Source organism: Methanopyrus sp. KOL6, from assembly GCF_002201915.1.
Taxonomy (GTDB): Archaea; JAADCQ01; Methanopyri; order Methanopyrales; family Methanopyraceae; genus Methanopyrus.
Map to the genome: position 1 here is coordinate 756495 of NZ_CP019470.1, position 22983 is coordinate 779477.

Genomic DNA, 22983 nt, shown 5'->3' on the forward strand with positions numbered 1-22983 from the left:
CCCCTTTCGTAGGGGGTGCTTGAGGTGCCCGAGAAAGCCGAACCGGCCGAGGGTTGGCCCGTAGTCGAGGGAGACTACGTCGTAGGTGATCCTGAAGCTCCCGTCCATGTAGTCACGCTCGGATCCCACATCGAGGAAGACATCCTGAAGGCTGCCGGTGAGGACAAGGTAGCCATCGCCGGTCCCTGCAAGACCGAGAACATCGGAATTGAGAAGGTTGTAGCCAACGTCATCTCCAACCCGAACATCAGGTTTTGCGTGCTCTGTGGTGCTGAGGTAACCGGCCACCTCACGGGTCAGTGCTTCAAGGCTATGTATGAGAACGGTGTCGATCCGAATTCCGGAGAGATCATCGGGGCAGAGGGTGCCATCCCGTACCTGGAGAACCTCCCGGAGGAGGCCGTTGAGCGTTACCGGGACCAGATCGTGGAGCTCGTCGACCTCATCGACGTTGAGGACGTTGACGAGATCGTCAAGGCGATCGAGGAGTGCGTGGAGAAGGATCCAGGAGCATACGAGGAGGGTCCGATGACAATCTCACTCGAGGAGGAGGAAGAGGAAGAACTCGCGGAAGTCGTTGGGATGCCTGTATCCGCGGAGACCGTGACCGTGGAGTACCGCATCAACGACGTGCGAGTCGGAGTGAAGAGTATCGGCGCCATGCAGCGGTACATGGCAGGCTACCTGTCAGGACGCACGATGGGATTGTTGATAGGTATCATCTCAGGTACGATCTTCCTGTTCCTGCCGATGGTCGTCCTGGGAGGCGTCTAAGGGGGCAGTCATGTTGGCGGAAGATGAATCCGTCCCCAAAATGGTCGCACCGGAAGACGACATCCGCGAGATCCACTCACGCTTGGACGAGATCGAGCGTCGCCTGGACTTCGTGTGGGGTGAAGTTTACCAGCGCTTCGGCAAGAGGATCGGTCGAGACGTGGGGATCCTTTACGGTCTGGTGATCGGGCTGTACCTGTGTATGCTTTACATCCTGCTGGGAGTAGCGTTCAGGTGATAACCTTGGGGGTGTTGGACCGTTGTTCTACTACCCTGGTAAGGAGCAGAAAGTGTGCGACATTTGCGGTGTGAAGGTCGGTGGCCAGCCCGGTGAGTACCCGACTGTGCTGGCCGGAACCATCTTCTACGCCGGACACAAGATCGTGAAGGACGAGGACAAGGGGATCTTCGACGAGGAGGCCGCCGAGGATCTCATCAAGATGGAAGAGGAGCTCGCCGATGAGACCGGTAACCCGATGATGGCCCACATCATGGGTGAGTCGGAAGAGGCCATCATCCGATACCTAGATTGGGTAGCCGACGTCACCGACGCACCCATCATCGTGGACTCCACCGAAGCCGATGTTAAGGTCGCGGCGGTAAAGCACGCTCAGGAAGTCGGTCTCGCCGAACGGGTCGTCTACAACTCGATCAACGCCTCCGTTGAGGACGAAGAGATCCAGGCCATCAAGGAGTCCGACTGCAACTCTGCGATCGTCCTGGCCTTCAACCCGATGGACGCTTCCGTCGAGGGTCGTATGAAGATCCTCACCGAGGGCGAGGAAGGAGTGTCCGAGAAGGGCATGATGGAGATCTCCGACGAGTGCGGCATCGAGAACCCGCTGATCGACACAGCCTACACACCGTTCGGTTCCGGTGCGGGCACCGCTTACAAGGTGACGCTTGCGGTGAAGGCCAAACTGGGACTGCCGGTGGGTGGTGCGCCCCACAACGTGCCGTCAGCTTGGGACTGGCTACGTGACTTCTTGAAGAAGCTCAAGGAGGAAGGTAAGGAAGAGTGGGCCAAACTGGCTCACGAGTCATCCGACTGGGGCTCCAACGTAGTAGCGGCGACGCTGTGCTGTGATTACCTGCTGTTCGGCCCGATCGAGAACGCACCGGCGATCTGGCCGGTCGTCGCCATGGTCGACGCGCTGATCGTCGAGGCCAACGAGGATGTCGGAGTCGAGCCGCAGGTGGAAGAGCACCCCGCCAACATCGTCCGCTAACGCCATAGATCCCGTTTTTTCGCTTCCAACAGCCTCTCCCGGGCGTACTCTACTGCGTACGGATTCTCGTCCGAGAATCTCGGACCGTACCGCTCCAGAACCTCACTGATCTTCTCGTAGCACTCGTTCGGGACGCGACCCGTGGTCGCATCCCAGCCGAACAGATTTTCCACACGCTTAAGCCACTCGCCCACGCCCCTAGCTCCGTGCTCCAGCATGGATTCGATCCACTCGTCGTTCGCCAGCTTCTGCTCCACGAGTCGTACCAGTTCCTCTTCGATTGATCTCGTTATCACCCTGTTCAGATCGGTCGTATCGTGATGGTAGCACTCCACACGTTTACCCGAGTGGCGCTCGGCGGCCACCACCATTCCCCCGTGAAACGCGAAATGGCAACAGCAGCTCAACACGTCCCACTCGTGTGAGGACTGGTTGACGGAGACCGCTCTCACGGTCGAGAGAGCCCGTCGGAACTCGGAGAAGGCTTCCTCACCGTACACGTCACTACCGTAGGCGTAACCTCCCCACCGCACGTACACGTCCGCGAGATCGGATCTGTCGTCCCACGCGGAGGCGTGTACGGCGTAGTTCACACCGGCCCCGTACGCTCCCGGTGGATCCCCAAAGATGTGGTGGTCGAAGGTGTGCTTCCTGACGAAGTTCCGCCCTTCCGGTTCGTCCAACTCCTTCACGGTTTCGAACACATCGTTGAGGAACTTCACCAGGTTCGGAAACGCATCACGAAACATTCCGCTTATCCTCACCACCACGTCGATTCGAGGCCGTCCCAGTTCCTCCAACGGCACCACCTCGAAGTCGCTCACGATACCGGATTCGTCCCACTCGGGTCTCACGCCAAGGAGCCACATCACCTGAGATAGAACCTCTCCGCCGGTCCGCATTACGTCCGACGCCCACAGCACGACGCCGACGGACTCAGGATAGTGACCGTGCTCTTCCAGGTACCTCTCTATGGTGTTCTCGGCCAGCTTCTTCCCGACCTTCCACGCCCTGCGGGTCGGAACCTTCCGCGGGTCTACTGAGTAGAAGTTCTTGCCCGTAGGAAGGACGTCGACGTCCCCTCGGGTCGGGTTACCGGACGGTCCAGGCTCTACGTAATACCCGTCCAGGGCCTTCATTGTACGGTCGATCTCCCGTTCGCACGCGAGCAACCGATTCAACACGCTTCGTACGAACTCCTTCGCCTCGTCTGGGACGCGCTTCCGGAGTTCCTCTTCGAGCTCCAACCTCGGCACCCCGGGTGCTGGTAGCACGAAAACAATTCAAGGTAATACCGAATAAGCGTTCAGGGATCACCGTTGCGAGTCCTGTGCGTGTGTCCCGGCACGATGTTGAGAGCCGCACGAGACGTCGCGGAGCGGTTCTCCGAGCTGGAAGTCGACGTAGCTTACCAGGACGATCCGATCGACCCGAACCGGTACGATCTCATCGTGCTACTGAAGGTGACCAACGTGAACCTCCCGACGGATCACGACGCCGAGGTCGTCGCCGTACCGCTCGACGGTTCCACCGGGATACAGCGTTTGAACACCGTTCCGTCGAGCGTCGTCGAGCGGGCCGCGGAGTACCTTGAGAAGGGCGGGAAGGAAAACCTCGAGAACATGCTCCGCTTCTTGGCAAGTGAAGTGTTGGGGATTCAGACCAGCTACGACCCGCCGGAGGAGAAACCGTGGGACGGCGTTTACCACCCGGATCTCGGTTACGCCGAACACGCCTCCGAGCTCCTGGGTGAGATGGACGGTGAGCCCGTGATCGGAGTCTATACGAGCCGCGAGTCCTGGATCTGGGAAAACACGGAGATCCCGGATGCGCTCATCCGTGCGGTCGAGGACGAGGGTGCGGCCGCGATCGGGGTCTTCACGAAGCCCGGTCGTGGTCGTCCGATCCACGAGCTGCTGTCCGAGGACGGTGATGCGATCGTGGACGCCCTACTGGTCATGAAGAAACCTTCCCTGAAGCGCGGTTACGAGCGCGGGTTCGAGTCGTTCGAGAAGCTCGGTGTACCCGTCCTGAACGCCGTGGTGTCGTGGTACACCGATCGGGAGAGTTGGATGGAGTCAGAGCGAGGACTCTCGCCGGCCGACGTTGCGTACGGAGTATCCCTATCGGAGCTCCAGGGTAGGATCGATCCGGTGCTAGTCGGGACCAAGTGCGATCGTGGAGGGTTCGAACCCTTACCCAGGCGGTGCCGGCTCGCCGCACGACGTGCTATTCGGTGGGCTCGACTCAGACGCAAGGACCCCGCCGAGCGTCGCGTCGCCGTGGTGCTCAACAACGGGATATGTTCCGGAGGGGAGGCGAAGATAGGTGCGGCCATGGGGTTGGACACGTTCGAGAGTCTCGCTCGACTGCTGCAGCGCATGGCTGAAGAGGGGTACCGACTCGATTGGGTACCCAAGGACGGTCGGGAGCTAGAGCGTGAATTCTTCCGAAGGAAAGCCTTTAACGAGTTCAAGCGCACGCACGTGGAGGATATCGTCGCGTCCGGTGGGGTCGTTGATCTCGTTCCCCTCGATAAGTACCTAGAGTGGTTCGAGGAGCTCCCGGAGGAGCTCCAGGAGCGCATGGTCGAAACCTGGGGTGAACCTCCGGGTGACTCCATGGTGCTCGACGACCATCTCATCATCGCCGGGATCCGAACGGGAAACGTGTTCCTGGCCGTTCAACCGAAGCGCGGCTGCGCCGGCACCGAGTGCAACGGACGCGTTTGCAAGATTCTTCACGATCCACACTGCCCGCCGACTCACCATTATTACGCATTCTACCGGTGGATCAGGGACGAGTTCCGGGCCGACGTGTTACTCCACTCCGGCACTCACGGAACCCTTGAATGGTTACCTGGGAAGTCCGTGGGACTGTCCTGGGAGTGTTGGCCCGAGGTGTGTTTGGGTGACCTGCCTGTGGTATACTGGTACATCGTCAGCAACCCCTCGGAGGGCGTCCAGGCCAAACGCCGCGGGTACTCGACGCTCGTTGATCACTGTCCTCCCCCGATGGGGACCACTGAGGCCGGCCTCGAGGAGCTCGAGGAGCGGCTCGAAGAGACGCTGCGCGACCCGGACCGCAAGGACCGGGGGCTCTTTGAGGAATGGGAAGTCCGCTCCGGAGCCTTCATCGAAAAGGGTCTACACGTGATAGGCGAACCCGCGTACGACCCTGAGCGTCTCTCGGAGTTCCTGTTCGCCCTCTGTAGAAACAGACTCCGAGAGATGATCGCGGGGTCGATTGGTCTGGATCTGGAGGAGCTGACCGAACGTCCAGAGGCTGAGAACGATCTGTTCGGCGCCACGAACGCCGAGGTGCTGAGGGCTCTCGACGCGGTAATCCGAGAACTGTGTGAGGCCGCCGTCTCGGAGGTACACCACGGATCCGACCGAAAAGGATAACCTCTCCGGATCTCGGAACCCGCATGGGCTAACCCATGGGATTACTCTCCAAGCTCTTCCGACGCGGACCCAAGCCTCAGATCGCCGAGAGCGAGCGGATCACGGGTCCCATGGCCGTCAGCCGAAACTACTACATCGTGGCCTCCGTTGAGCTGGGCAATACGACCACTAAATGCATTCTCACAGCTACTGACTTGAAGGAAGGTGTCACGTACCTGGTTCATAAGGAGGTACGAATGACCAGGGACGTGCGCCCACCTAGATCCGGAGAGGAAGTGTTCGGGAAGACCGTGTGGGGTGTAGAGCTCACGCGGAACTCCGTAGCCGAGATGGTGGCCGACACGCTCAAGTCGGCGGTCAGGAACGCCAACATCCGGGTTGAGGACGTCCACTTTGTCGTACGCTCTACGGGTGTGACAGCAGGGTTCGCGTCCCCGGAGGAGGTCGGCGAGATGATCAAGGCGCTCGCGGATGGATGCTTGAAGGCCGGAGTTCCTCCCAACAGGATGACGGCGGCCATGAGCAAGGAGCAGATCCCAGAGCCCTTCAGGGAGTACTCTCTCATCGACAAGGTGTACTTCGACGGTGCTGTCACCGGCGTGAAGCCGCCGGCCGGGAAGGAGGTCGTGGCCAACGAGATGGAAGGAGAGCTGGTGATGGCCGGCATCAAGGTCGGCGCCAAGTCCACGAAGGTGGATTTCCGTAACCCTTGCGTGGCCATAGATTACGGGACCACCCTAGCAGGTAGGATCACCAACGACGAGCTCCCCTACGCGGATACGATCGGGAACCTTTGCGGTCTTGCCGGTGCGATCATGGACGCGATCGCCAGAGGATGCGGGGAGATCGACGAGGAGACAGGATGCGCCCTAGACTTACCCTCTGACGTCGAGCCCGACGTAGGTGAGAAGGCCCGCGAGCTGGCAGAGGAGGCGCACGAGTACATCGACATCCGTGAGGTACCTTCTAATCGGGAGCGTTTCGGTACGGTTCCGGTGAACCCTAGGGCCGCGAAGAAGGCGGGTCTCAAACTCCTCGGCTGTGACGTCGGCGAGAACGGTAGCGACCTACCCCGGCTCACCGAGATCGGTCGTGAGGCGTACGAAGAGGGGGGTTACGAGCTACTCTTCGGCGTCCTAGACTGGACCGCGACGCTGATCGCCAAACGTCTGATCGAGACGGCCCTCGACCTCGATTTGATCGACGAAAACACAGCGATCGGGATCACCGGACGCGCCGGCACTACCGGAAAGAAGCCGGAGCTGATCTGTCGGATGATCGCTGAGGATTTCGGGGATTACTGGGACCCTGAGGAAGACCTCGTCTTCGTCGATGACGGACTCGCCCGAGGTGCTGCCACGATGGCACGATGCATGAACTGTCTCGGGACCCCGGAGAATCCGCTGGGAGGGAACCGGGGTGGGGGTTGTATCCTCGGTCTCAGGATCAAACACCAGCAGTAGGGTTCCTGACGTACCGCCCTCTGGCTTCCAGGAAGTCCTCGAGAGTCTGGAGTCGGTGGAAACGTATCGAGATCTCGCCCACTTATGTCGCGAGGTCGCCCGCCGTGCCGATCCCATGGTCCTAGCTTTGCTCCGAAGAGACGCGTGGCGGCAGGCCCGGTTCGTCCATCCTAAGAGCTACCGTGATGGGATCCTACGTTCCTTATTTCTCGCATTGACCTCGAGGATCAACCAGATGCGGCGACTAGACCCCGAGGAATATCCGAGGGGGCCCATCGAGGGTTACGGTAGATTCTTGGAGATCGTACGCGAGTACGCCGAAGACCCGGACTACGACTCTCCCTCACTCCTCCTGTACGAGTCCCTCTCGGCCGCCTACTCAATCTTCCTACGCGGCGAGCCGGTTCACCCGCCCGGTACGGAGTTCCCAGGAGTAGGGAAAGTCCGTCGGACGGACGATCGTTACTACTGTCCTATCAAGGAGCGACGTGAGGATCAGCCGGGATCGTTCTGCACCCTATGCCCGGCAGAACAGGATCCGGAGGTGGTATCGTGAGGCCTGTAGTGACGGTCGTGGGCAGTCACCCGGTCGACCACGAGCCCACGCTTAAAGATCGTCTCCTCGAGAAACTCAGAAGGAGGTCCGCCTACGCCCCTGCCATACACAAAGCCGTCCGCGACCAGACGGAGGCTGGTGTGGAGCTGATCTCTGATGGCCAGGTTCGTGGGGACATGATCGAGATCTTCGTCTCTCACATTCCCGGGATGACTGTCGAAGACGGTCCTGCGGTGATAGGTCGAGTAGAGCCACCCAGGTTCTCGCCCCTAGTGCTCGATTACCGCGAGGCTATTCGGGTCGCGGGGGAGGCCGAGGTCAAGGCGGTCCTCACCGGCCCGGTCACGCTGTGTTACTCCCTCGAGGTGCGTACGGATCTTTATCCTTCCAACGACCATCCCAGTCTCTTGAAGGACGTGGCGCGGGTCCTGGCGGCGGAGGCTCGGTTACTCCGGCGCGAAGGAGCGAGCGTACTGCAGGTGGATGAGCCGATACTGTCAGCCGGTGTGACCTCCGTCGAGAAGGTGGCTCGATACGTGAACACCGTCCTGAGGGCGTTTAAGGGTGGTACTAGAATCCTACACGTGTGTGGAGACGTTACCGAAGTATACTACGATCTCGAGGAGAACATCGACGCCGACGTGTTCGACCACGAATTCGCCGGTCACCCCGAGAACCTCGAGGTCGTCGCCGAAGGAGACAGCCCAGTCGGTGTCGGAGTGGTGCGCTCAGATACCGATCGCGTCGAGAGTTTGGACGAGGCGGTAAGGATTCTGGAGGAGGCGCGGGAGGCGATGGGGGACCGTATCGAGTTCGTGGACCCCGACTGTGGTCTCCGGAAGCTACCCCGTGAGGTAGCCAAGAAGAAGCTCGAAGTGGTCCGTAAGGCTAGGGACCGTGTATTCCGTTAAATCTTGTGAGGTCATGCCGACGAAAGACAATATTAATAATATCTAGCCTCACGGTAGTAATATGGGGTGCCAATAGTGACGAACATTGTTGAGAAAATAGCGGAAATCCTGAAGCGTGGTGACGGTAGGTATCTGATCATGGGGATGGTTCAGGCTCACGGGTTAGGTCTGCGCTCCCTTGCTGACTCAGTAAACGTCCCGGTCGAGGCACTGGCCACGATCGAGATCGAGGGGTTCGGGAAGGTCCCTCACAAATCGCTTGTCCGCAAGCTCGCGGAGTGGATCGAAGAGAGGAACCTTGACCCGGAGGATCTAGTCAAGGCCGGTCGGGCCCGCTTCGAGCTAGAGTATTTCGAGTCGGAAGCTCTTGAGAAGATAGAAGACGACGAACTCCGAGCGGAAATCGAGCGTAAATCCCCAACTGGGCTGGATCTGAGCATCCTCCTTCGGGTCGCGGAAGCCCTTTCGTAAGTAACCCCCTCAGACCGTATGCCCCTCTTCACACTTTCCGCCACTCTACGGTTCCTCATCGGGGGATTAAGGTACTCATCAGCACGTACGTTAGTAACGCCCCGCCCGTGACACCAACCGCCACTTGATAACCCGTGTGGGCGTTCAACTTCAGCCTCGCCCAACAGATGACCGCCGTCACGATCGACCAAGGTATCCCCGCCCACCATTCTCCCAACCATGCGATAGCGCCCATGACGGTGCCCGTTGAAGCCGCGTGAATGCTGATTTTCCAGAACTTAGTCACTCCGGCCACTGTCAGCGCAGCTATCGCGTAAGTTAACATCAGACGAACCATGGGGCTCGTGACTCCTGCCTTGCACATCACTAGGGCGCCGATGGCGTGGTAGACAGCACTGGCCGTCAGGAGTGGTAGCCGGTCCCTCCTCCTAGAGACGAACACGTCGGTGCCCTTCACCCGTATGTAAACCGCCGCCGTGAGTATCACCAACACTACTCCGAAGAACAGTCCCAGCGCCGTACCCGCCACGTCCCCGTACTTCTTGCCTACGAGGATGACGGCGGCCGCCTCAGCGGTCGACGGGTTCACGACCAGAGAGACCATCCTGGCGACCCGCTCGATCGCGCCAGCACCCCCGTTACTCCCTGCTGACCAGGACTGCTCCAACCACTATCAGTACGCATCCGATCACCGTCTCGACACTAGGTCGCTCCCTCAAGACCAGCATGGAAAACAATGTTGCGAACAGCGGATACGTGCTCGACAACGGTACGATTCTGGAGGCCTGCCCGGAGCTGAGGGCCATATAATAAAGGTACAGTCCCAACCCTCCGGCCAATATCCCGCCGACGATCATGTAGCCGACGTACTTCATGCCATTCATCTGCGACCTACCGACGGCCGGACACACTACCGCGAGGAACGCTACCGCCGCCAGGCTCCGGATCAGGGTGGCTGTCATGGGATCCATTCCACGTAGTCCAACCTTCTCGATCACCGGCGCTAGGCCCCACAGTAACGCCGCCAACAGTGCGTACGTCTCTGCCTTCATCCCACGAACTCCACCCTTTTCACCCGTAGTACCTTCAGCCGCTCGGTCGGGACACCTTCTTCTGGCTCCTCGTAACCCGCCAGCACCTCGACCTCTTCATGCGGCTCCAGCTCTCGACGATCCTCGAGCACGAGGTCGCCTTCCCGGATCAGCATTGCGAGCTTTCGCTTCACATTCGCGCTCCCTGTCCTGATCTCCAGCTCCTCACGCTCCACCTCCAGCCTGACTCGGTTGAACTGCAATCATCCACCCTCCAGCTCCCGCTCAAGCCTTTCGACGGCCGTTTCGACGTCCTCCTCTCGAACACCGATGGCAGCGTTGATTGTGATGTAGTTCGAATGGTACCCTCGGAGCCGGCTGGTTCCGAACGGATCGTCCGCGCGAACACCCCTCGGTCCCGTGACCCTTCTCACGTACAGCCTGGCTGCGAGGTCCACGGGATCGTGCCCTTCTACGGCGACCGCCGAGGCTATCGGATTATCCACGTCGAGCACGCGGACGTCGTCTCGACGAGCCTCAAGATCCTCCAACAGCTCATCCAAAAGCGCTTTGCACTCCTTCTGCCTCCGCATCAGGCGCCGGTATCCCTTTATCCCCAAGTAGAGCATCGAGATTAACGCGTGGACCACCGGTGCCGCGCTGGCGCGGCCCGGATAAGCCCTGGAAACCTTCTGGAGTGTCTCCTCGTCCGGCGCGTACACGATCCCCCCACCCACAGGTGTCAGGAGGTTCTTGTCCGTCGAGCTCACGACCACGTCCACGCGCCCCCGCTTGATCGCTCGGTTCAGTAGATCCCGGTACTGCTCGTGCTGGATCCCGTAAGCGGAGTTCACGACGTGAGGGACCCCGTACTCCTCGCAGAGTTCTGCGATCTCGGGTAGCGGATCGCTGCTTCGAGGTGGGAAGAACGTCAGCGTGCTCAGTACGGCAGCCGGAGACTCCGAGCGCTCCAATGCTTTCTCCACGTCCCCTGGATTCACCACGACCCTGTCGCCCTCGATCTCCGTGTCCACCACCCTCATCCCGAAGCCAGCCAGTCGCACGGCTTTAATGGGGCTCTTGTGAGCGGCGTACGGGTAAATCACCTCTTCACCTTCGCCCAACGCCGACAGACACAGAGCTATCGACAACCCCGTAGCACCAGGTACCACGAATGCGCCTTCAATACGGAACCCGAGCTTTCGGAGGAAGTCTGTGACCAGTCTGTTCGTCAGCGCGTACATAACGGAAGCGCCAGGAGCCTTCGGCTGTGGATCCACGAGCGTCCCACTCCTACCCACACCGTGGCAGAACCCGAACACGGACTCCTCAGCGAGCTTTGAGGCTACCCGGGCTTCCCTCTCCCCGATGCGTGCCGCCTTAGGGTCTTTATCGGTATCCATCCTCGACAGCTCCCACAGGAACGCCGCGATTACGTCGTCCGGCCAGCCCTCCTCCGGCATCCTACGCTCACTGAGGAGTTGTTCTACGGGCTCCCTGTAAGAGTCGAGCACGATACGCCCACGCTCCAGCATATGGTCTGGGATGAGCCCCCGCATGTCCTCCGGGTCTAGCAAGGTTGACACCCCGGTCGCCGAGCTACGTGGAAAGTCGAGACACGTCTCCTGTGAGGTGCTTCTGGTGCTCTAGGAACTTGAAGAACTGAACGTTAAAGTCGTGAGCGCCGGGATCGACCTCGGCAAGGAAGACCGACCCGTTCTACGCGCTCGATTCCTGGACCCGCCGAGTTCGAGGTCGACCGGAGAACTGCCGTCCGGTTCCATGGATGAAATCCCTGTGGACTCGAAGCCGTGTCATTGTCGAGTGGTCGTCGGAAACGTGATACCTGGGTATGGGAAAGTCGGTCATGAAAGAAAACTCTGATGCCGTGCACCGAGGAAGTACGCGAGATTCGAGTTGTGGTGAGCGATGGAAGCGCATGGAAGTTCCGCGAGCGTTTGAAGTTAGTCTCCTGCGACTGTACCGAGGACGTGACCCTTGGAGGATAGTCTACCGACTTGCATCCGGATGAACACACTGAAGGCGGACGTCGAGGAGGTGGTGGAAAACCTCGAAACGGCGGGAGTCGAACTCACCGATACTCCACTACCGTACGACTTCCGAGTCATAAGCAGTCCCGTGCCACTTGGTTCCTCGCTGAAACACGTGGTCGGCTGCCTTTACCTTCAGGACTGACGATCGTCCCTTCGGAGCTCTTCGATCCAACCTTCGAGCTCCGTGATAAGCCTGTGCGCGGTCTACGGAGCTCAGTTAGCGCGGCTGCTCGGCGGTGAGGGCGCTGTACTGGCCGTCGATGCCGACTCTCGGCGTGTCCGTGTCCTGGTTTACGGTGTGAACAGGTCGGACAGCACTACGGCGTGTTTGAGAATCAGCACCCCTTTCCTCCCGATGGATTCCTAAGTGCTCGGGTGGGGGCGCCGTAGCCCACCACGCCCTACGTACCTAAAAAACCCGGAAAGGTTCGTTCGAACGCAGCTGCACCTCTTGAAGACCGTTGAAGATACTCGGTCGTCTGGTCTCAGTACGTCCTCCGTCGAGGAGAACGAGCTGGTGATCCGTGAAGCTCTAGGGAACGACGACAGGCACCGGCTAATGCCCATTCTCTTGAACACCGTACCCGGATTGGAAGGGAGGGAACTCCGAGATGACGATTGAGATAAACCCGCAGGATCGATCCGGCCAGCCTGGAATCCGACGGTTTTTCGTCGAGGTCATCGAGCGTCGCAACTGACGTTAAGTGTGTACAACCGTCGCCCTCCGAGTGGGACTTAATCACGTCTACCTCCACTCTCTTTCGGGTGGTCACGTGACGGGTGACAACGAAGCGACCGAAGTCGACAAGCGCGATATCGCCTTACTCCGTGCCTTAGAGGGCCTGAGTAGGGCCTTCGAGTGGGTTCCCGAGGACAAGCTGCTGGAACGGTTGCCGATGGATTACTCGGAGCTGGCAACCCGGCTGGAGAAGCTGGATTCCCTTGGGCTAATCGATTACCGGTACATACCGACGTACCAGACCTACGCCGCCAGGATGAAGGAGCGGGCCTACGACACCCTCGCTCTGTGGGACATGAAGAAACACCACGTCTACGAGCGGCTTGGAACGATCATAGGTGAGGGCAAAGAGGCGACAATCGTGAACGCGAAGGACCATGAGGACGAGTGGGTAGCCATCAAACTGCACAGATACCACGCTCCGGAGTTCAGGAGGATCAAAAAGACGCTCGCGTACGCCGCTGTGAAAGTTCGTGGGGAAGAACTCCGAGTGGACGACCACCGCATCGACGTGCCGCGCGCCAAGGCCCAGGTTGAGATGAAGGTACTCCAGCACCTTCACTCCAAGGGGTTCCCCGTACCGGAACCCCGAGCCATCAACCGTCACGCGGTCGCCATGGACATGATCGAGGGGCACGCCCCTGGTATACCTGCCCCACTGCTCGCAAAGATCAAGGTTAAGAACCCTGAAGAGGCTCTCGAAGTCATCCTGGAAGACTACCGGGAGATAGTCTTGGATGGTCACTACGTTCACGGCGACTTCAGCGAGCATAACATTTTGGTCACACCTGATGGTGAACTGTGCTACGTCGACTGGCCTCAGGCCGTGCCGATCGAGCACCCCTCAGCACCGAAGCTCTGCTACCGCGACCTCAAGAACGTAATCGAGCATTTCAGACGTAAGTACAGGATACGCGTTCCCGACCCGAAAGAGGTGTACGACGAGATAGCGGATGATCTCCAGTCGCTGATGGAGGAGAAGAAAGAGGAGTACGAACGGCACAAGAAAGCCGCCGAGAGAACACTCGAGAGGTTCGAGGAGAGCGTCAAGCGGGTGGAGAGTAAGCGTGAAGGTCGTAAGATCAGACAGGAGGAGGATGAAGAGGACAGGGTTCCCAGAGATAGTGATGGCGGAGGGTAAGACCCCAGAGCAGATCTCGGAAGCCCTGGAGGCGCTACTCAGGATCGATGGGATCGCGATAGCGTCTCGCGTTGATTCGGAGCTCCTCGACGACCTGGAGATACCAGAGGACGCGGACGTGGAGTACGACGAGGCCGGTCGCGTCCTAGTGCTTAAGGATCCGAAGTACGAACCACCGTACCGGGGCGGACGAGTGGGGGCCGTCGCAGCGGGAACTTCCGACCTGCCCTACCTCTCCGAGTGCGTCACAGTGCTGGAAGCACTGGGAATCGATGTGCACACGGAGATCGACGTAGGAGTGGCCGGCCCTCACCGACTCCTGGCCGCGGTTCGGAGGTTGCGGCAGTTCAAACCGCACGCGGTCGTGGCGGCGGCCGGAATGGACGGGACGATGCCGGTCGCCCTCAACGCGATGTTAGATGTCCCCGTCATCGGCTTACCCACCCCGATCGGTTACGGGCTCGGGGGCTCCGGAAAAGCTGCGCTGCTCGGTATGCTACAGTCCTGCTCTCCCGGACTCGTCGTCGTGAACGTAGCCAACGGAGTCGGGGCGGCGGCTGCCGCGGTTAAAATCGTCAGGGTATGTCTGGAGGGGGAGAGACCATCGAAGAAACCCAGAAACTAACGACGCTGAGGGACGTCGAGGAATACGTCGGTATACGGGAGCAGATAATCGATCGAGGTGTCGGAGGGTCGTGCAGGAGGAAGGTGGAAGATTTCCTGGTTATGGAAAAGCCCTCGAGGAACACCTACATTCCCCTAACCATCGTCGGTGAATGCCCCGAGTGTCGCGAATACCATCGAGGGATGGAGTGTCCCGAGTGCGGACATGGTCTACGCCGACCGCGGGTTCGACCTCAGTTCGGAGGTCGTGGTCCACACACGCTGTTCTATTTAGAGAAGTACGACTGGGACACCATGAAGGCAGTACGTAGGATCGCACGGGCTTTGAAGAAACACCATCGTCACTTCGGGATCGCCGGAATGAAGGACAAGCGGGCCGTAACCTCCCAGAGAGTAACCGTGCGGGGAGTACCTCCAGAGGTCTTGGCCCGGCTCAGGATCCGCGACCTCAAGATAATACCTATGGGTCGTGCTCGGCGCAAGTTACGTCCCGGGGATCTCTGGGGGAACAGGTTCGTAATCACTGTGCGGGGTGCGAAGATACGTAGACTATCCGAAGCTCTGGAGACCGTTCGGGAGCTCGGAGGCGTACCTAACTACTACGGTCTCCAGCGGTTCGGCAGTCGACGTCCCGTCACCCACGTCGTCGGAAAGTACGTGGTACTCAACGACTGGGAGAAAGCCGTCAAGACATTTTTGACCCTCGAATACCCCCGCGAATCGCCCGAAGCCCTCGAGGCTCGACGGTGGTTGAAGGAACATTGGGGTGAGTTCAAGGAAGCATTACGGAGGTTCCCCAAGTTTCTCGATTACGAGCGCCATATCCTCGAGCATTTGGCCAGACATCCGCACGACTACATCAACGCTTTCCGACGTCTACCGATGTGGATACGTAGAATGTTCGTGCACGCTTACCAGTCGTACTTGTTCAACTGCATCCTCTCGGAGAGGATAGCCCGGGGTCTCCCGGTCCACCGGCCCGTCGAAGGGGACGTGACCCAGGACGGCCTTCCCACAATTCCCCTTCCCGGGTTCCGCACGGAGTTCAGCGACGGTCCACAGGGCGAAATAGAGCGTGAGGTGTTGGAGGAGGAAGGCGTGAGGTTGGAGGATTTCGAAATAAAGAGCATGCCGGAACTCTCGGCCGGCGGAGACCGAAAGCCGGCGTTGCTCCGAGTGTACGGACTGCATGCCGAGGCGATCGGTGACGATACCGTACGGTTCACGTTCTCGCTGCCTCGTGGTGGTTACGCGACCACCGTACTACGGGAGCTCTTAGGGCCGGAAGGGGTGTACGCCGACTAGTACTCGTAGAAGGCGGCGCTACCGCACTCCTCGCACAACCCCGCGAATCGGAGCTTTCCACGCTCCCGCTTGGCCCTCTTGTACTCCTCCTTCGTGCAGTTCGGACAGACCACAGCGGGGTCGTTGGGCGACACGATCGGTACGTGAGAGCTCTTCACCATCCGGTATCACCCCCTACGTCGCCGTACCGCCCCCACAACGCCGCAGCAGGTAAGGTAAAAAGAAAACCGCCGCAGCCTGCAGTGGGGCGGCGCGGCTTGAGCGTCCTCGAGAGGATCATCCGCGGGTCGGATTTGGATCGGGAAGAAGCCCGCGATTTGATGTGCCAAATCGTCGGTGGTGAGCTTTCCGACGTCGAAATAGCCGGCATCTTGGTGGCACTGCGCTGTAAGGGGTACACTCCGGAGGAGCTCGCCGGTTTCGTCGACGGGATGATGGAGCATGCGATGAAGGTGGATCCGGACGTCGAGAGACTCGTGGATACCGCTGGCACCGGTGGGGACGAATTGAATACCTTCAACGCCAGTACGCTGGCGGGGCTCACCGCGGCTGCGGCCGGTGTACCCGTCGCGAAGCACGGGAACCGCAGCGTCACCAGCGAGTGCGGCAGTGCCGACATTCTGGAGGCACTCGGTGTGAACATCGAGGCGGGCCCAGATACGGTCAAGCGTTGCATCGAAGAAGCCGGATTCGGGTTCATGTTCGCACCGAAGTTTCATCCCGCTATGAAAAACGTCATGCCGATACGCCGTAGGCTGGGGATCAGGACGGTCTTCAACGTCCTTGGTCCGCTCACCAACCCCGCCCGGGAACGCATTACCGGGCAGGTTATCGGTGTGTACTCCGAAAACCTGCTGGACCTCGTGGCCGGCGCCCTTGCGGAACTCGGGGTTCGAAGGGGACTCGTGGTCTACGGTTTAGACGGCGTCGACGAGCTGAGCGTCACCTGCGAGAACGAGGTGGTCTACGTGGACGACGGGGAGGTAACGGATAGGGATACGGTAGCTCCCGAGGACGTCGGACTGAACCGAGTCGATCCTGTGGATGTCGTGGGTGCGGATCCTGAAACTTCGGCCGAAGAAGCCCGGAAGATCCTGGGTGGCGAGTTATCCGTCGACCACCCGAAGGTTCAGATGACGGCGTTTAACGCGGGTGCGGCTCTATACGTCGGGGAAGCAGTCGGTTCGTTGGAAGATGGAGTTCAGCGCGCACTGGACGTCCTAGAGGAAGGGAGGGCCCTAGAAGTCTTGGAGAAGGTAATCGACCTCTCTTCCTGACACCCCATATCCCGGACGGTACGTTTCGGACTCTATAACGATCTCTATAACGATTGGTACGAGCGGGGGGCGCTTATCCACCGTAGTCCTCGATGTAGTCCTCCGGCTTCGGGGGCTCCGGCTTCATACCCTTCCTCTCACGAATCTCCCGAATGATCTGCTCCTCCAACTCCTCGGGCACGCGCTCGTAGCCGGCGTGCTCGGTGGTCCAGATCGCGCGACCTTCCGTGGCCGATCGGATGTCGTTCGCGAATCCGAACATCTCGGCTACGGGTGCCTTACCCTTGACGATGACAGTGTCTCCCTCCTGCTGTATCTCCTCGATGGTGCCTCTACGCCCCTGTATCTCTTTGGTTACGGATCCCATGTAGTCCTGCGGTACGGTCACGTAGATGTACTGCATAGGCTCTAGCAGGTGCGTGTCTGCCAGCAGCATACCGCCGTAGATCGCACGCTTAATAGCCGGGATCACCTGAGCCGGACCTCGATGTACGGGATCCTCGTGGATCTCGGCGTCTACGAGGCTAACCTTCACTCCTCGGCACGGCTCCTTCGCCAGCGGACCCTCCTCCATGGCCTCCTCGAAGCCTTCGATCAGTAGCTCCATCACCTCGTTCAGGTACTGCAGACCAACGGTCTTGTCCAGGAAGAAGTTCGTACCCTTGACGGCTTCGACGGCCTTCGCGTCGTCACGGTCCATGCCGTACTCCATCAGAGTCTCCTCGAGCTCTTTCTTGTTCATATCCTCCGGGTTGAACTTGCCCTCTTCGATAGCCTCCACGATCTCCTTCTCTACGGGCTCCACGGTCACGTAGAACTTGTTGTGCTTGTTCGGGGACTTGCCCTCGACCTCGTCGTCACAGACGCCGAACACGCCTTCCCGGTACACCACGATCGGCTCCGAGACTTTGATGTCTACACCGCGCTCCTTGATCCTGTGGGCGATAATCTCCAGGTGCAGCTCACCCATACCGGAGACCAGGTGCTGTCCGGTTTCCTCGTTGATCTCGACCTTGACTGTCGGATCCTCCTTCGCGATCTGGTGCAGGATCTCGATCAGCTTGGGTAGATCCTGCGTGTTCTTAGCCTCGACGGCCACGGTGACCACGGGCTCGGCGAAGTGCTGCAACTCCTCGAACGGCTCGATCGGGTCCTCCGGGTCGGTCACGGTCTCACCGGCCCACACGTCGCGCAGGCCGGTCACTGCCGCTATGTTACCTGCAGGTACCTCGTCCGTGCGGATACGATCCGGTCCCATGTAGATACCCACCTGCTGCACCCTGGTCTCCTTCTTGGAGCTCGCCAAGTATACCTGCTGACCCTCGCGAATCGTGCCGGAGTACACCCGGCCCGTCGCCACCTCGCCCGCGTGCTCGTCGATCCGGACGTCCGTCACAACCATTGCCAACTTTCCGTTCGGGTCGCACTTCTTCAGCATCTCACCGTCTTCGCTCTCCGGATCGCCCGGCCAGATCTGCTCGATACGGTATTTCTGCGCCGTAATCGGGTCCGGAAGGTGCTTTACTACCATATCCAGCACTACTTGGTACACGGGAGCCTCCTGAGCTAGCTCCTTCTGTTTGTCCTGCTGACAATACTCGATGATGTCCTTGAACGTGATTCCGGTCTTCTCCATGAACGGGAAGCTGATACCCCAACCATAGTACGCGCTTCCGAACGCCACGGAACCGTCCTCGACACTCACCTTCCACTCGTCCTTGAACTCCTCGGGCGCCATCTGCTCGATCATCTTGTTAACTTCGGATATGATCTCCAGGAACCGGTTCTGCATATCTTCGGGGCTCAGCTTCAGCTCGTTGATCAACCTGTCCACCTTGTTGATATACAATACTGGCTTCACACGCTCTCGGAGAGCCTGCCGGAGCACGGTTTCCGTTTGTGGCATCACACCTTCGACCGCGCATACGACCACAATCGCGCCGTCCACAGCTCGCATGGCCCGGGTTACGTCACCTGAGAAGTCCACGTGACCTGGGGTATCGATGAGGTTGATCAGGTATTCCTCTCCATCGTACTCGTGCACCATGCTGACGTTCGCGGCGTCGATCGTGATACCTCGCTCCTGCTCCATCTCGTCGAAGTCCAGCACGAGTTGATCTCCGGCCAGATCCTCCGAAATCATTCCGGCACCGGCTAACAACTGATCGGAGAGCGTGGTTTTTCCGTGGTCGATATGGGCGATGATGCCGATGTTGCGGATCCTCTCCGGCTCGGTCATTAGCTCACGGCACTTCTCGGCCATCTTCTCCTTACGTCCCAAAACCCACGACCCCCCTTATCGGGCTGCCTCCGCGATGCGCTCGATCTCCTCTTTACGACGGATGGAGTAACACTCCGTATCGTATCTCGCGGCCGCGATGATTTCCTCAGCCAAGCACTCCTCTATCGGCTTCGGATTGCGGAACGCCCGCTGCTGAGCGCCCTCCGTAATTAGCCGGAGGGCGATGTCCAGCCGCCGCTGCGGCGAGGAGTCGACGGCTTCGTGGTAAGAAATACCTCCGTAAATGATCGTGGTGGTTTCCTCTCTCGGAGCGGCGTTCTCCAGGGCCTGCACCAGAACCTGGATCGGGTTCTCACCGGTCCGCTCGTGGATAATGTCGAACGCCTTCTTGACTATGTTGTATGCGAGGTGCTTCTTGCCGGTGTTCTTTTCAGTCCTCATCACACGGTTGATCAGCCTCTCTACAATCGGCACGTCAGCCTTCCCGAACCGCTTCTTGGCGTGACGACCGCCGGTGTGTGGTAGGTACATCGGTTTCAGACAGATGTAGTCCTTCAGACCTGGGTCCCGAACCTCGACCTCCGTGGGGTCCCACTTGCCGAACACTTTCATCTCGTAGAGTCTGTCCAGGTACGGGTTGCCTTCCAGCTCGGAATACACCACTCGGCGCTCTTTGGTTTCCGCTCCTCCTTCTGTCACTTCTTCCTTCTCCATCTCTTCGACTTCCTCGGCCAACTTGAACGTCCCCTTAACGCATCGGCTTCTCGATTTTACCTTTCAGTAGCTCGGACAGAGCTACGTCGTTTACCTTCACAACCTTGTATCGGACGCCCGGGATGTCTCCCTTAGCTCGACCCTTGGGACCTCCGATACCCTCGATAACTACCTCATCGTGCTCGTCGATGTAGTCGATCGCACCGTCGCCGGGACAGAACGCGGTGACCTGCTTACCGTTCTTGATCAACTGGACGCGCACGCACTTACGGATCGCGGAGTTGGGCTGCTTCGCCTCGACCCCGACCTTCTCTAGCACGATTCCACGCGCCTGAGGTGCGCCCTCCAGTGGGTCCGCCTTCTCGTCGAGCTTCAACATCCTACGTTTGTACTTCTCGTCCTTCCACCTGAACTTCTTACGCTTCTCCCTGAGCTTACGGGCCGCGAACTCCCCAGCTGGACTCTTCTTACCCGGCATGAGCGTGAACCCCCAGGATCACGTGACGACGATATCGTGGATTCCATGGTGTCTCCTCGCGAGGATCCGTGCCTTCTTTATGTTCCTTCCCCCTTTGCCGATAACCCGGCCTCTCTCGGACTCCGGCACGTCCACTATCGCTACTTTCTTGTTCCCGCGCTCCGTCACCCGAACGCTCTTCACGCGCGCCGGAAACAGGGCGTTTCGGATGAACTTCTCCGGATCCTCGGAGTGCTCCACGACTTCTACATCCATCCCGAGCTGTTCCTGAACTCGACGTACGTTCTGACCCTTCTTACCGATCGCCAATCCTATCTGTCCTTCCTTTACCACGAAGATCGCTCTGTTGTGCTCGTCGTCGATCACGCAGTCCAACACGTGCGCCCCGGTTAGGCTCTCGAAGAGCGCAATCATACGGATCTGTTCGGTTTCCAGTTTAACCGCCAAGGTTTTTCACCCCATTTTAACTCGGTGCGGCTCCCTCTTCCATAGCCTTACGGATCGTAGCGATAAGGTCCGACTCACCGTCGTCCAGGACAGCCATTGAAGCTACCACGTGTGGCCTACCGCATACGTCACCCAGATCTATGCTCGTGCCCGGGTACACGAACACCGGTACGTCGGCTAGCTCCGCATAATACTCGATGTCTTCACGGATTTCGGCCGGACAGTTCGCCGCTACGATCACTAGCTTGGGCTTTCCTAGCTTCAGCAGCTTGATGGTCTGGTTGGATCCTAATACGACGTCTCCAGTCTCGACAGCCATTCGGATCTGACGCTCAATCTCCTGCAGCTCTACCAAGTTACAACACCCCGGAATGAGAACTAGCTCTTACTCTCGATGGTGTACAACGAGTCATTCCTCCCCGCTTACGTTTCACCCCGCGCGGCACGGTTTCCCCATAAAAGCCTTACTCCTTGACCTGGTCTACTCAAGAACTTATTCGAGAAACAGGAAACGCTCCTCAAACATCTGTATACGAAGATACGCGGGCTGACAGCTATGAAGCACTACCGAACTCCTCGTGTCGAAGTACCTGGACTGATCCTTCGAAACGCCCCTGTCCCTACGCGTGCTCACTGTCACGACGGTTCAGCGGCGGAGCTGTGGCCACGTTCACTTACCGGGGCGAAAACACCGCGAACATGTACTGTGAAACCGGGACGGTGGCGGACTTCGGACGGGCTCGGGTACCGAGGTCCTCCACGAGCCGGCGTCCAATGCAGATAGCGGGTGTGATAAGTTCCGTGAGGTTATGGTGAGGAAAGGGGGTTATGTTCAACTCTCTTCTTCCTCTCCTTCCCTGAACTTGGAGTAATCCACTGTGAGTTCCACCGTACCGGTACCCACAGGTACCGGTTTACCCACGATGATGTTCTCGAGCACTCCGCGTAGCTCCTCGACGTCGCCCGACGTCGCCGTCTCGGTGAGGACCCTCGATACGTACTCGAAGGCGGCTTTCGTGATCGGGCTACCCTTCAGCTCCATCACCGAGTAACCGCCGACGGACCGTACGCTACGCAGCTCGCCCCAGAATGACATCATGTCGCTGATGAGCATGAAGTGGCGTAGGTCTACGGAGATCCCCTGGCTCTCATACACCTCTTCGAGCTGTTCTATGATCGCGTTCCTCCCGGCTTCCACCCCGAGAATCACGTCCACGATCTTCGGGTCGTTGGTGTTCACCCGCGTAGCGTCTACTTCGTCTAACTGCATCAGCTGCAGCATCAGGTAGGCGCGCTTCGCCACCTTGCTATTCCTAGCGCGCTGGGAGATCCACCTAGGAGGTCGTTCCGGGGCTCCTTCCGGACTACCTCTGACCAGTATGTAGTACTCATCCTCGTCCTCGTCGTACTGAACTGAGGCATGGAGTACTCCTTCGATCCCCTTAACTACGGCCTCGCGTAGGTCGTTCGCGATCTCGGCTAACTCCGATGTCGACTCCACATCTGCGAGCGTCACCTTAAGGACATCTCCCTCGAGGTGACACGCCCCGCCTGTGTGCTCACGGACAAAGGCGACGAGTTGGTCCTCGTCGATCCCGTGTTCTTCAATCCGCTCCTCATCCAGACCGATCTCAATGGCGCACTCATCCGGGTTCACCTCTATGTACTCCGTAAGCTCCTCGAACCGCGTCTCCTCGATCTTCCGTGCCACTTCCTCGGCTTTCTCCCGATCGCTACGGTACGGTTCCTTGAGCCTTAGCTCGATGACCCACGTCGGGGGACCGTGATAGGGAAGGGAAAGGACACGCTCCAACGCCGGCATACCGGTGGTAATATCGATCTCCGCCACACCGGCCAAGTGGAACGTACGCATGGTCATCTGCGTTGCCGGCTCACACATCGACTGAGCCGCCAGGACGCCCACTGCGTCTCCTCGTTCGATCTGCCGGCACTTGTAGTTGCGTACGAGTGCCCGGAGGATCTTCCGCACGGTTTCTTCGTCCGCATCCTTGAGCCCTTCGTCCTCCGACACCTTCTCGACTATCTCTCGGTGTACCGAGTCCGGGAGCTCCACCTCCTCCTCCTTACAGACCTCTTCGAGCAGCTCTTCCACGTTCATC

25 protein-coding genes are annotated in these 22983 nt (G+C 59.3%); 13 read left to right on the forward strand and 12 right to left on the reverse strand.

Annotated features, from left to right (window positions below):
• The first annotated feature begins 24 nt into the window (after positions 1-24).
• From mtrA to mtrH, 3 genes are read left to right on the forward strand one after another with little or no spacing between them, the layout of a single operon-like run.
• Positions 25-774 carry a tetrahydromethanopterin S-methyltransferase subunit A gene (gene mtrA, locus BW919_RS04260; RefSeq protein ID WP_088335805.1) on the forward strand — a complete coding sequence of 250 codons (750 nt, stop codon included), beginning with the start codon at positions 25-27 and terminating at the stop codon, positions 772-774.
• A gap of 10 nt (positions 775-784) precedes the next feature.
• Positions 785-1012 (forward strand): tetrahydromethanopterin S-methyltransferase subunit MtrG, encoded by a 228-nt coding sequence (gene mtrG, locus BW919_RS04265; RefSeq protein WP_232452849.1) that lies wholly within the window; start codon positions 785-787, stop codon positions 1010-1012.
• 22 nt (positions 1013-1034) lie between these two features.
• A complete protein-coding gene (gene mtrH, locus BW919_RS04270; protein WP_088335807.1) occupies positions 1035-2003 on the forward strand; it encodes a tetrahydromethanopterin S-methyltransferase subunit H in 969 nt (322 codons plus the stop codon).
• Here mtrH and BW919_RS04275 read toward each other — a convergent pair.
• Positions 2000-3250 (reverse strand): cobaltochelatase subunit CobN, encoded by a 1251-nt coding sequence (locus tag BW919_RS04275; protein WP_157666019.1) that lies wholly within the window; start codon positions 3248-3250, stop codon positions 2000-2002. The genes mtrH and BW919_RS04275 overlap by 4 nt on opposite strands.
• A gap of 72 nt (positions 3251-3322) precedes the next feature.
• Between BW919_RS04275 and BW919_RS04280 the strand changes: the two genes are divergently transcribed.
• The 5 genes from BW919_RS04280 to BW919_RS04300 all read left to right on the forward strand — a co-directional run bounded on the left by BW919_RS04280 (position 3323) and on the right by BW919_RS04300 (position 8811).
• Positions 3323-5410: a cobaltochelatase subunit CobN gene (locus tag BW919_RS04280; protein ID WP_088335809.1), complete on the forward strand. Its 2088-nt coding sequence runs from the start codon at positions 3323-3325 to the stop codon at positions 5408-5410.
• A 35-nt stretch (positions 5411-5445) separates the two neighbouring features.
• Positions 5446-6873 (forward strand): methanogenesis marker 14 protein, encoded by a 1428-nt coding sequence (locus tag BW919_RS04285; protein ID WP_088335810.1) that lies wholly within the window; start codon positions 5446-5448, stop codon positions 6871-6873.
• Complete coding sequence (locus BW919_RS04290) at positions 6830-7429, forward strand: DUF2115 family protein (protein WP_157666021.1); 600 nt, start codon at positions 6830-6832, stop codon at positions 7427-7429. Before BW919_RS04285 ends, BW919_RS04290 begins: the two co-directional genes overlap by 44 nt.
• Positions 7426-8340 (forward strand): methionine synthase, encoded by a 915-nt coding sequence (locus BW919_RS04295; RefSeq protein ID WP_157666023.1) that lies wholly within the window; start codon positions 7426-7428, stop codon positions 8338-8340. The genes BW919_RS04290 and BW919_RS04295 overlap by 4 nt, the downstream gene beginning before the upstream one ends.
• Positions 8341-8415: 75 nt before the next feature.
• Positions 8416-8811: a hypothetical protein gene (locus BW919_RS04300; protein ID WP_088335813.1), complete on the forward strand. Its 396-nt coding sequence runs from the start codon at positions 8416-8418 to the stop codon at positions 8809-8811.
• Between the two features lie 55 nt (positions 8812-8866).
• Here BW919_RS04300 and BW919_RS04305 read toward each other — a convergent pair whose 3' ends face one another.
• Genes BW919_RS04305 through spcS form a run of 4 tightly spaced genes read right to left on the reverse strand, consistent with a single transcriptional unit; the run spans position 8867 to position 11401 of the window.
• A complete protein-coding gene (locus tag BW919_RS04305) occupies positions 8867-9415 on the reverse strand; it encodes a hypothetical protein (RefSeq protein ID WP_088335814.1) in 549 nt (182 codons plus the stop codon).
• A 34-nt stretch (positions 9416-9449) separates the two neighbouring features.
• The gene (locus BW919_RS04310) at positions 9450-9863 is read right to left on the reverse strand and encodes an EamA family transporter (protein ID WP_088335815.1); all 414 of its coding nucleotides are present in this window, start codon (positions 9861-9863) and stop codon (positions 9450-9452) included.
• Positions 9860-10105: a hypothetical protein gene (locus BW919_RS04315; protein ID WP_088335816.1), complete on the reverse strand. Its 246-nt coding sequence runs from the start codon at positions 10103-10105 to the stop codon at positions 9860-9862. Before BW919_RS04315 ends, BW919_RS04310 begins: the two co-directional genes overlap by 4 nt.
• Positions 10106-11401: an O-phosphoseryl-tRNA(Sec) selenium transferase gene (gene spcS, locus BW919_RS04320; RefSeq protein WP_088336494.1), complete on the reverse strand. Its 1296-nt coding sequence runs from the start codon at positions 11399-11401 to the stop codon at positions 10106-10108. It lies immediately after the preceding gene.
• A gap of 439 nt (positions 11402-11840) precedes the next feature.
• Between spcS and BW919_RS04325 the strand changes: the two genes are divergently transcribed.
• The 4 genes from BW919_RS04325 (at position 11841) to truD (ending at position 15705) form a co-directional block, all read left to right on the forward strand.
• Positions 11841-12038, forward strand: coding sequence for a hypothetical protein (locus tag BW919_RS04325; protein WP_088335817.1), 198 nt, complete (start codon positions 11841-11843; stop codon positions 12036-12038).
• 631 nt (positions 12039-12669) lie between these two features.
• On the forward strand, positions 12670-13776 hold the full coding sequence (locus tag BW919_RS04335) for a serine/threonine-protein kinase RIO2 (protein ID WP_198324561.1): 1107 nt from the start codon (positions 12670-12672) through the stop codon (positions 13774-13776).
• On the forward strand, positions 13703-14401 hold the full coding sequence (gene larB, locus BW919_RS04340) for a nickel pincer cofactor biosynthesis protein LarB (RefSeq protein WP_157666025.1): 699 nt from the start codon (positions 13703-13705) through the stop codon (positions 14399-14401). The genes BW919_RS04335 and larB overlap by 74 nt, the downstream gene beginning before the upstream one ends.
• Positions 14359-15705: a tRNA pseudouridine(13) synthase TruD gene (gene truD / locus BW919_RS04345; protein ID WP_088335821.1), complete on the forward strand. Its 1347-nt coding sequence runs from the start codon at positions 14359-14361 to the stop codon at positions 15703-15705. The genes larB and truD overlap by 43 nt, the downstream gene beginning before the upstream one ends.
• Here the strand turns inward: truD and BW919_RS07860 are convergent.
• Positions 15702-15866 (reverse strand): hypothetical protein, encoded by a 165-nt coding sequence (locus BW919_RS07860; RefSeq protein ID WP_011019047.1) that lies wholly within the window; start codon positions 15864-15866, stop codon positions 15702-15704. The two genes, truD and BW919_RS07860, sit on opposite strands and share 4 nt — an antisense overlap.
• A 96-nt stretch (positions 15867-15962) precedes the next feature.
• Here BW919_RS07860 and trpD point away from each other — a divergent pair, with 96 nt between their 5' ends.
• On the forward strand, positions 15963-16982 hold the full coding sequence (gene trpD, locus BW919_RS04350; RefSeq protein WP_157666026.1) for an anthranilate phosphoribosyltransferase: 1020 nt from the start codon (positions 15963-15965) through the stop codon (positions 16980-16982).
• A gap of 73 nt (positions 16983-17055) precedes the next feature.
• On the opposite strand, the gene BW919_RS04355 is transcribed toward trpD, so the two are convergent.
• From BW919_RS04355 to BW919_RS04380, 6 genes are all read right to left on the reverse strand, one after another.
• A complete protein-coding gene (locus BW919_RS04355; RefSeq protein WP_088335823.1) occupies positions 17056-19263 on the reverse strand; it encodes an elongation factor EF-2 in 2208 nt (735 codons plus the stop codon).
• 15 nt (positions 19264-19278) lie between these two features.
• Complete coding sequence (locus BW919_RS04360; RefSeq protein WP_088336495.1) at positions 19279-19836, reverse strand: 30S ribosomal protein S7; 558 nt, start codon at positions 19834-19836, stop codon at positions 19279-19281.
• Positions 19837-19972: 136 nt separating this feature from the next.
• A complete protein-coding gene (locus tag BW919_RS04365; RefSeq protein ID WP_088335824.1) occupies positions 19973-20416 on the reverse strand; it encodes a 30S ribosomal protein S12 in 444 nt (147 codons plus the stop codon).
• Between the two features lie 18 nt (positions 20417-20434).
• Positions 20435-20863: a NusA-like transcription termination signal-binding factor gene (locus BW919_RS04370; protein WP_088335825.1), complete on the reverse strand. Its 429-nt coding sequence runs from the start codon at positions 20861-20863 to the stop codon at positions 20435-20437.
• Between the two features lie 16 nt (positions 20864-20879).
• The gene (locus BW919_RS04375) at positions 20880-21209 is read right to left on the reverse strand and encodes a 50S ribosomal protein L30e (RefSeq protein WP_088336496.1); all 330 of its coding nucleotides are present in this window, start codon (positions 21207-21209) and stop codon (positions 20880-20882) included.
• 486 nt (positions 21210-21695) lie between these two features.
• Complete coding sequence (locus tag BW919_RS04380) at positions 21696-22982, reverse strand: hypothetical protein (protein ID WP_088335826.1); 1287 nt, start codon at positions 22980-22982, stop codon at positions 21696-21698.
• Between the last annotated feature and the right edge of the window lies 1 nt (position 22983).

Excerpts from the sequence above, each read along its gene's own strand:
- BW919_RS04380 (WP_088335826.1), bottom strand. The coding sequence starts at position 22,982 with ATGAACGTGGAAGAGCTGCTCGAAGAGGTCTGTAAGGAGGAGGAGGTG.
- BW919_RS04365 (WP_088335824.1), bottom strand. The coding sequence starts at position 20,416 with ATGCCGGGTAAGAAGAGTCCAGCTGGGGAGTTCGCGGCCCGTAAGCTC.
- BW919_RS04305 (WP_088335814.1), bottom strand. The coding sequence starts at position 9,415 with ATGGTCTCTCTGGTCGTGAACCCGTCGACCGCTGAGGCGGCCGCCGTC.
- BW919_RS04285 (WP_088335810.1), top strand. The coding sequence starts at position 5,446 with ATGGGATTACTCTCCAAGCTCTTCCGACGCGGACCCAAGCCTCAGATC.
- mtrG (WP_232452849.1), top strand. The coding sequence starts at position 785 with ATGTTGGCGGAAGATGAATCCGTCCCCAAAATGGTCGCACCGGAAGAC.
- BW919_RS04310 (WP_088335815.1), bottom strand. The coding sequence starts at position 9,863 with ATGAAGGCAGAGACGTACGCACTGTTGGCGGCGTTACTGTGGGGCCTA.
- BW919_RS07860 (WP_011019047.1), bottom strand. The coding sequence starts at position 15,866 with ATGGTGAAGAGCTCTCACGTACCGATCGTGTCGCCCAACGACCCCGCT.
- spcS (WP_088336494.1), bottom strand. The coding sequence starts at position 11,401 with ATGCGGGGGCTCATCCCAGACCATATGCTGGAGCGTGGGCGTATCGTG.
- BW919_RS04360 (WP_088336495.1), bottom strand. The coding sequence starts at position 19,836 with ATGAAAGTGTTCGGCAAGTGGGACCCCACGGAGGTCGAGGTTCGGGAC.
- truD (WP_088335821.1), top strand. The coding sequence starts at position 14,359 with ATGTCTGGAGGGGGAGAGACCATCGAAGAAACCCAGAAACTAACGACG.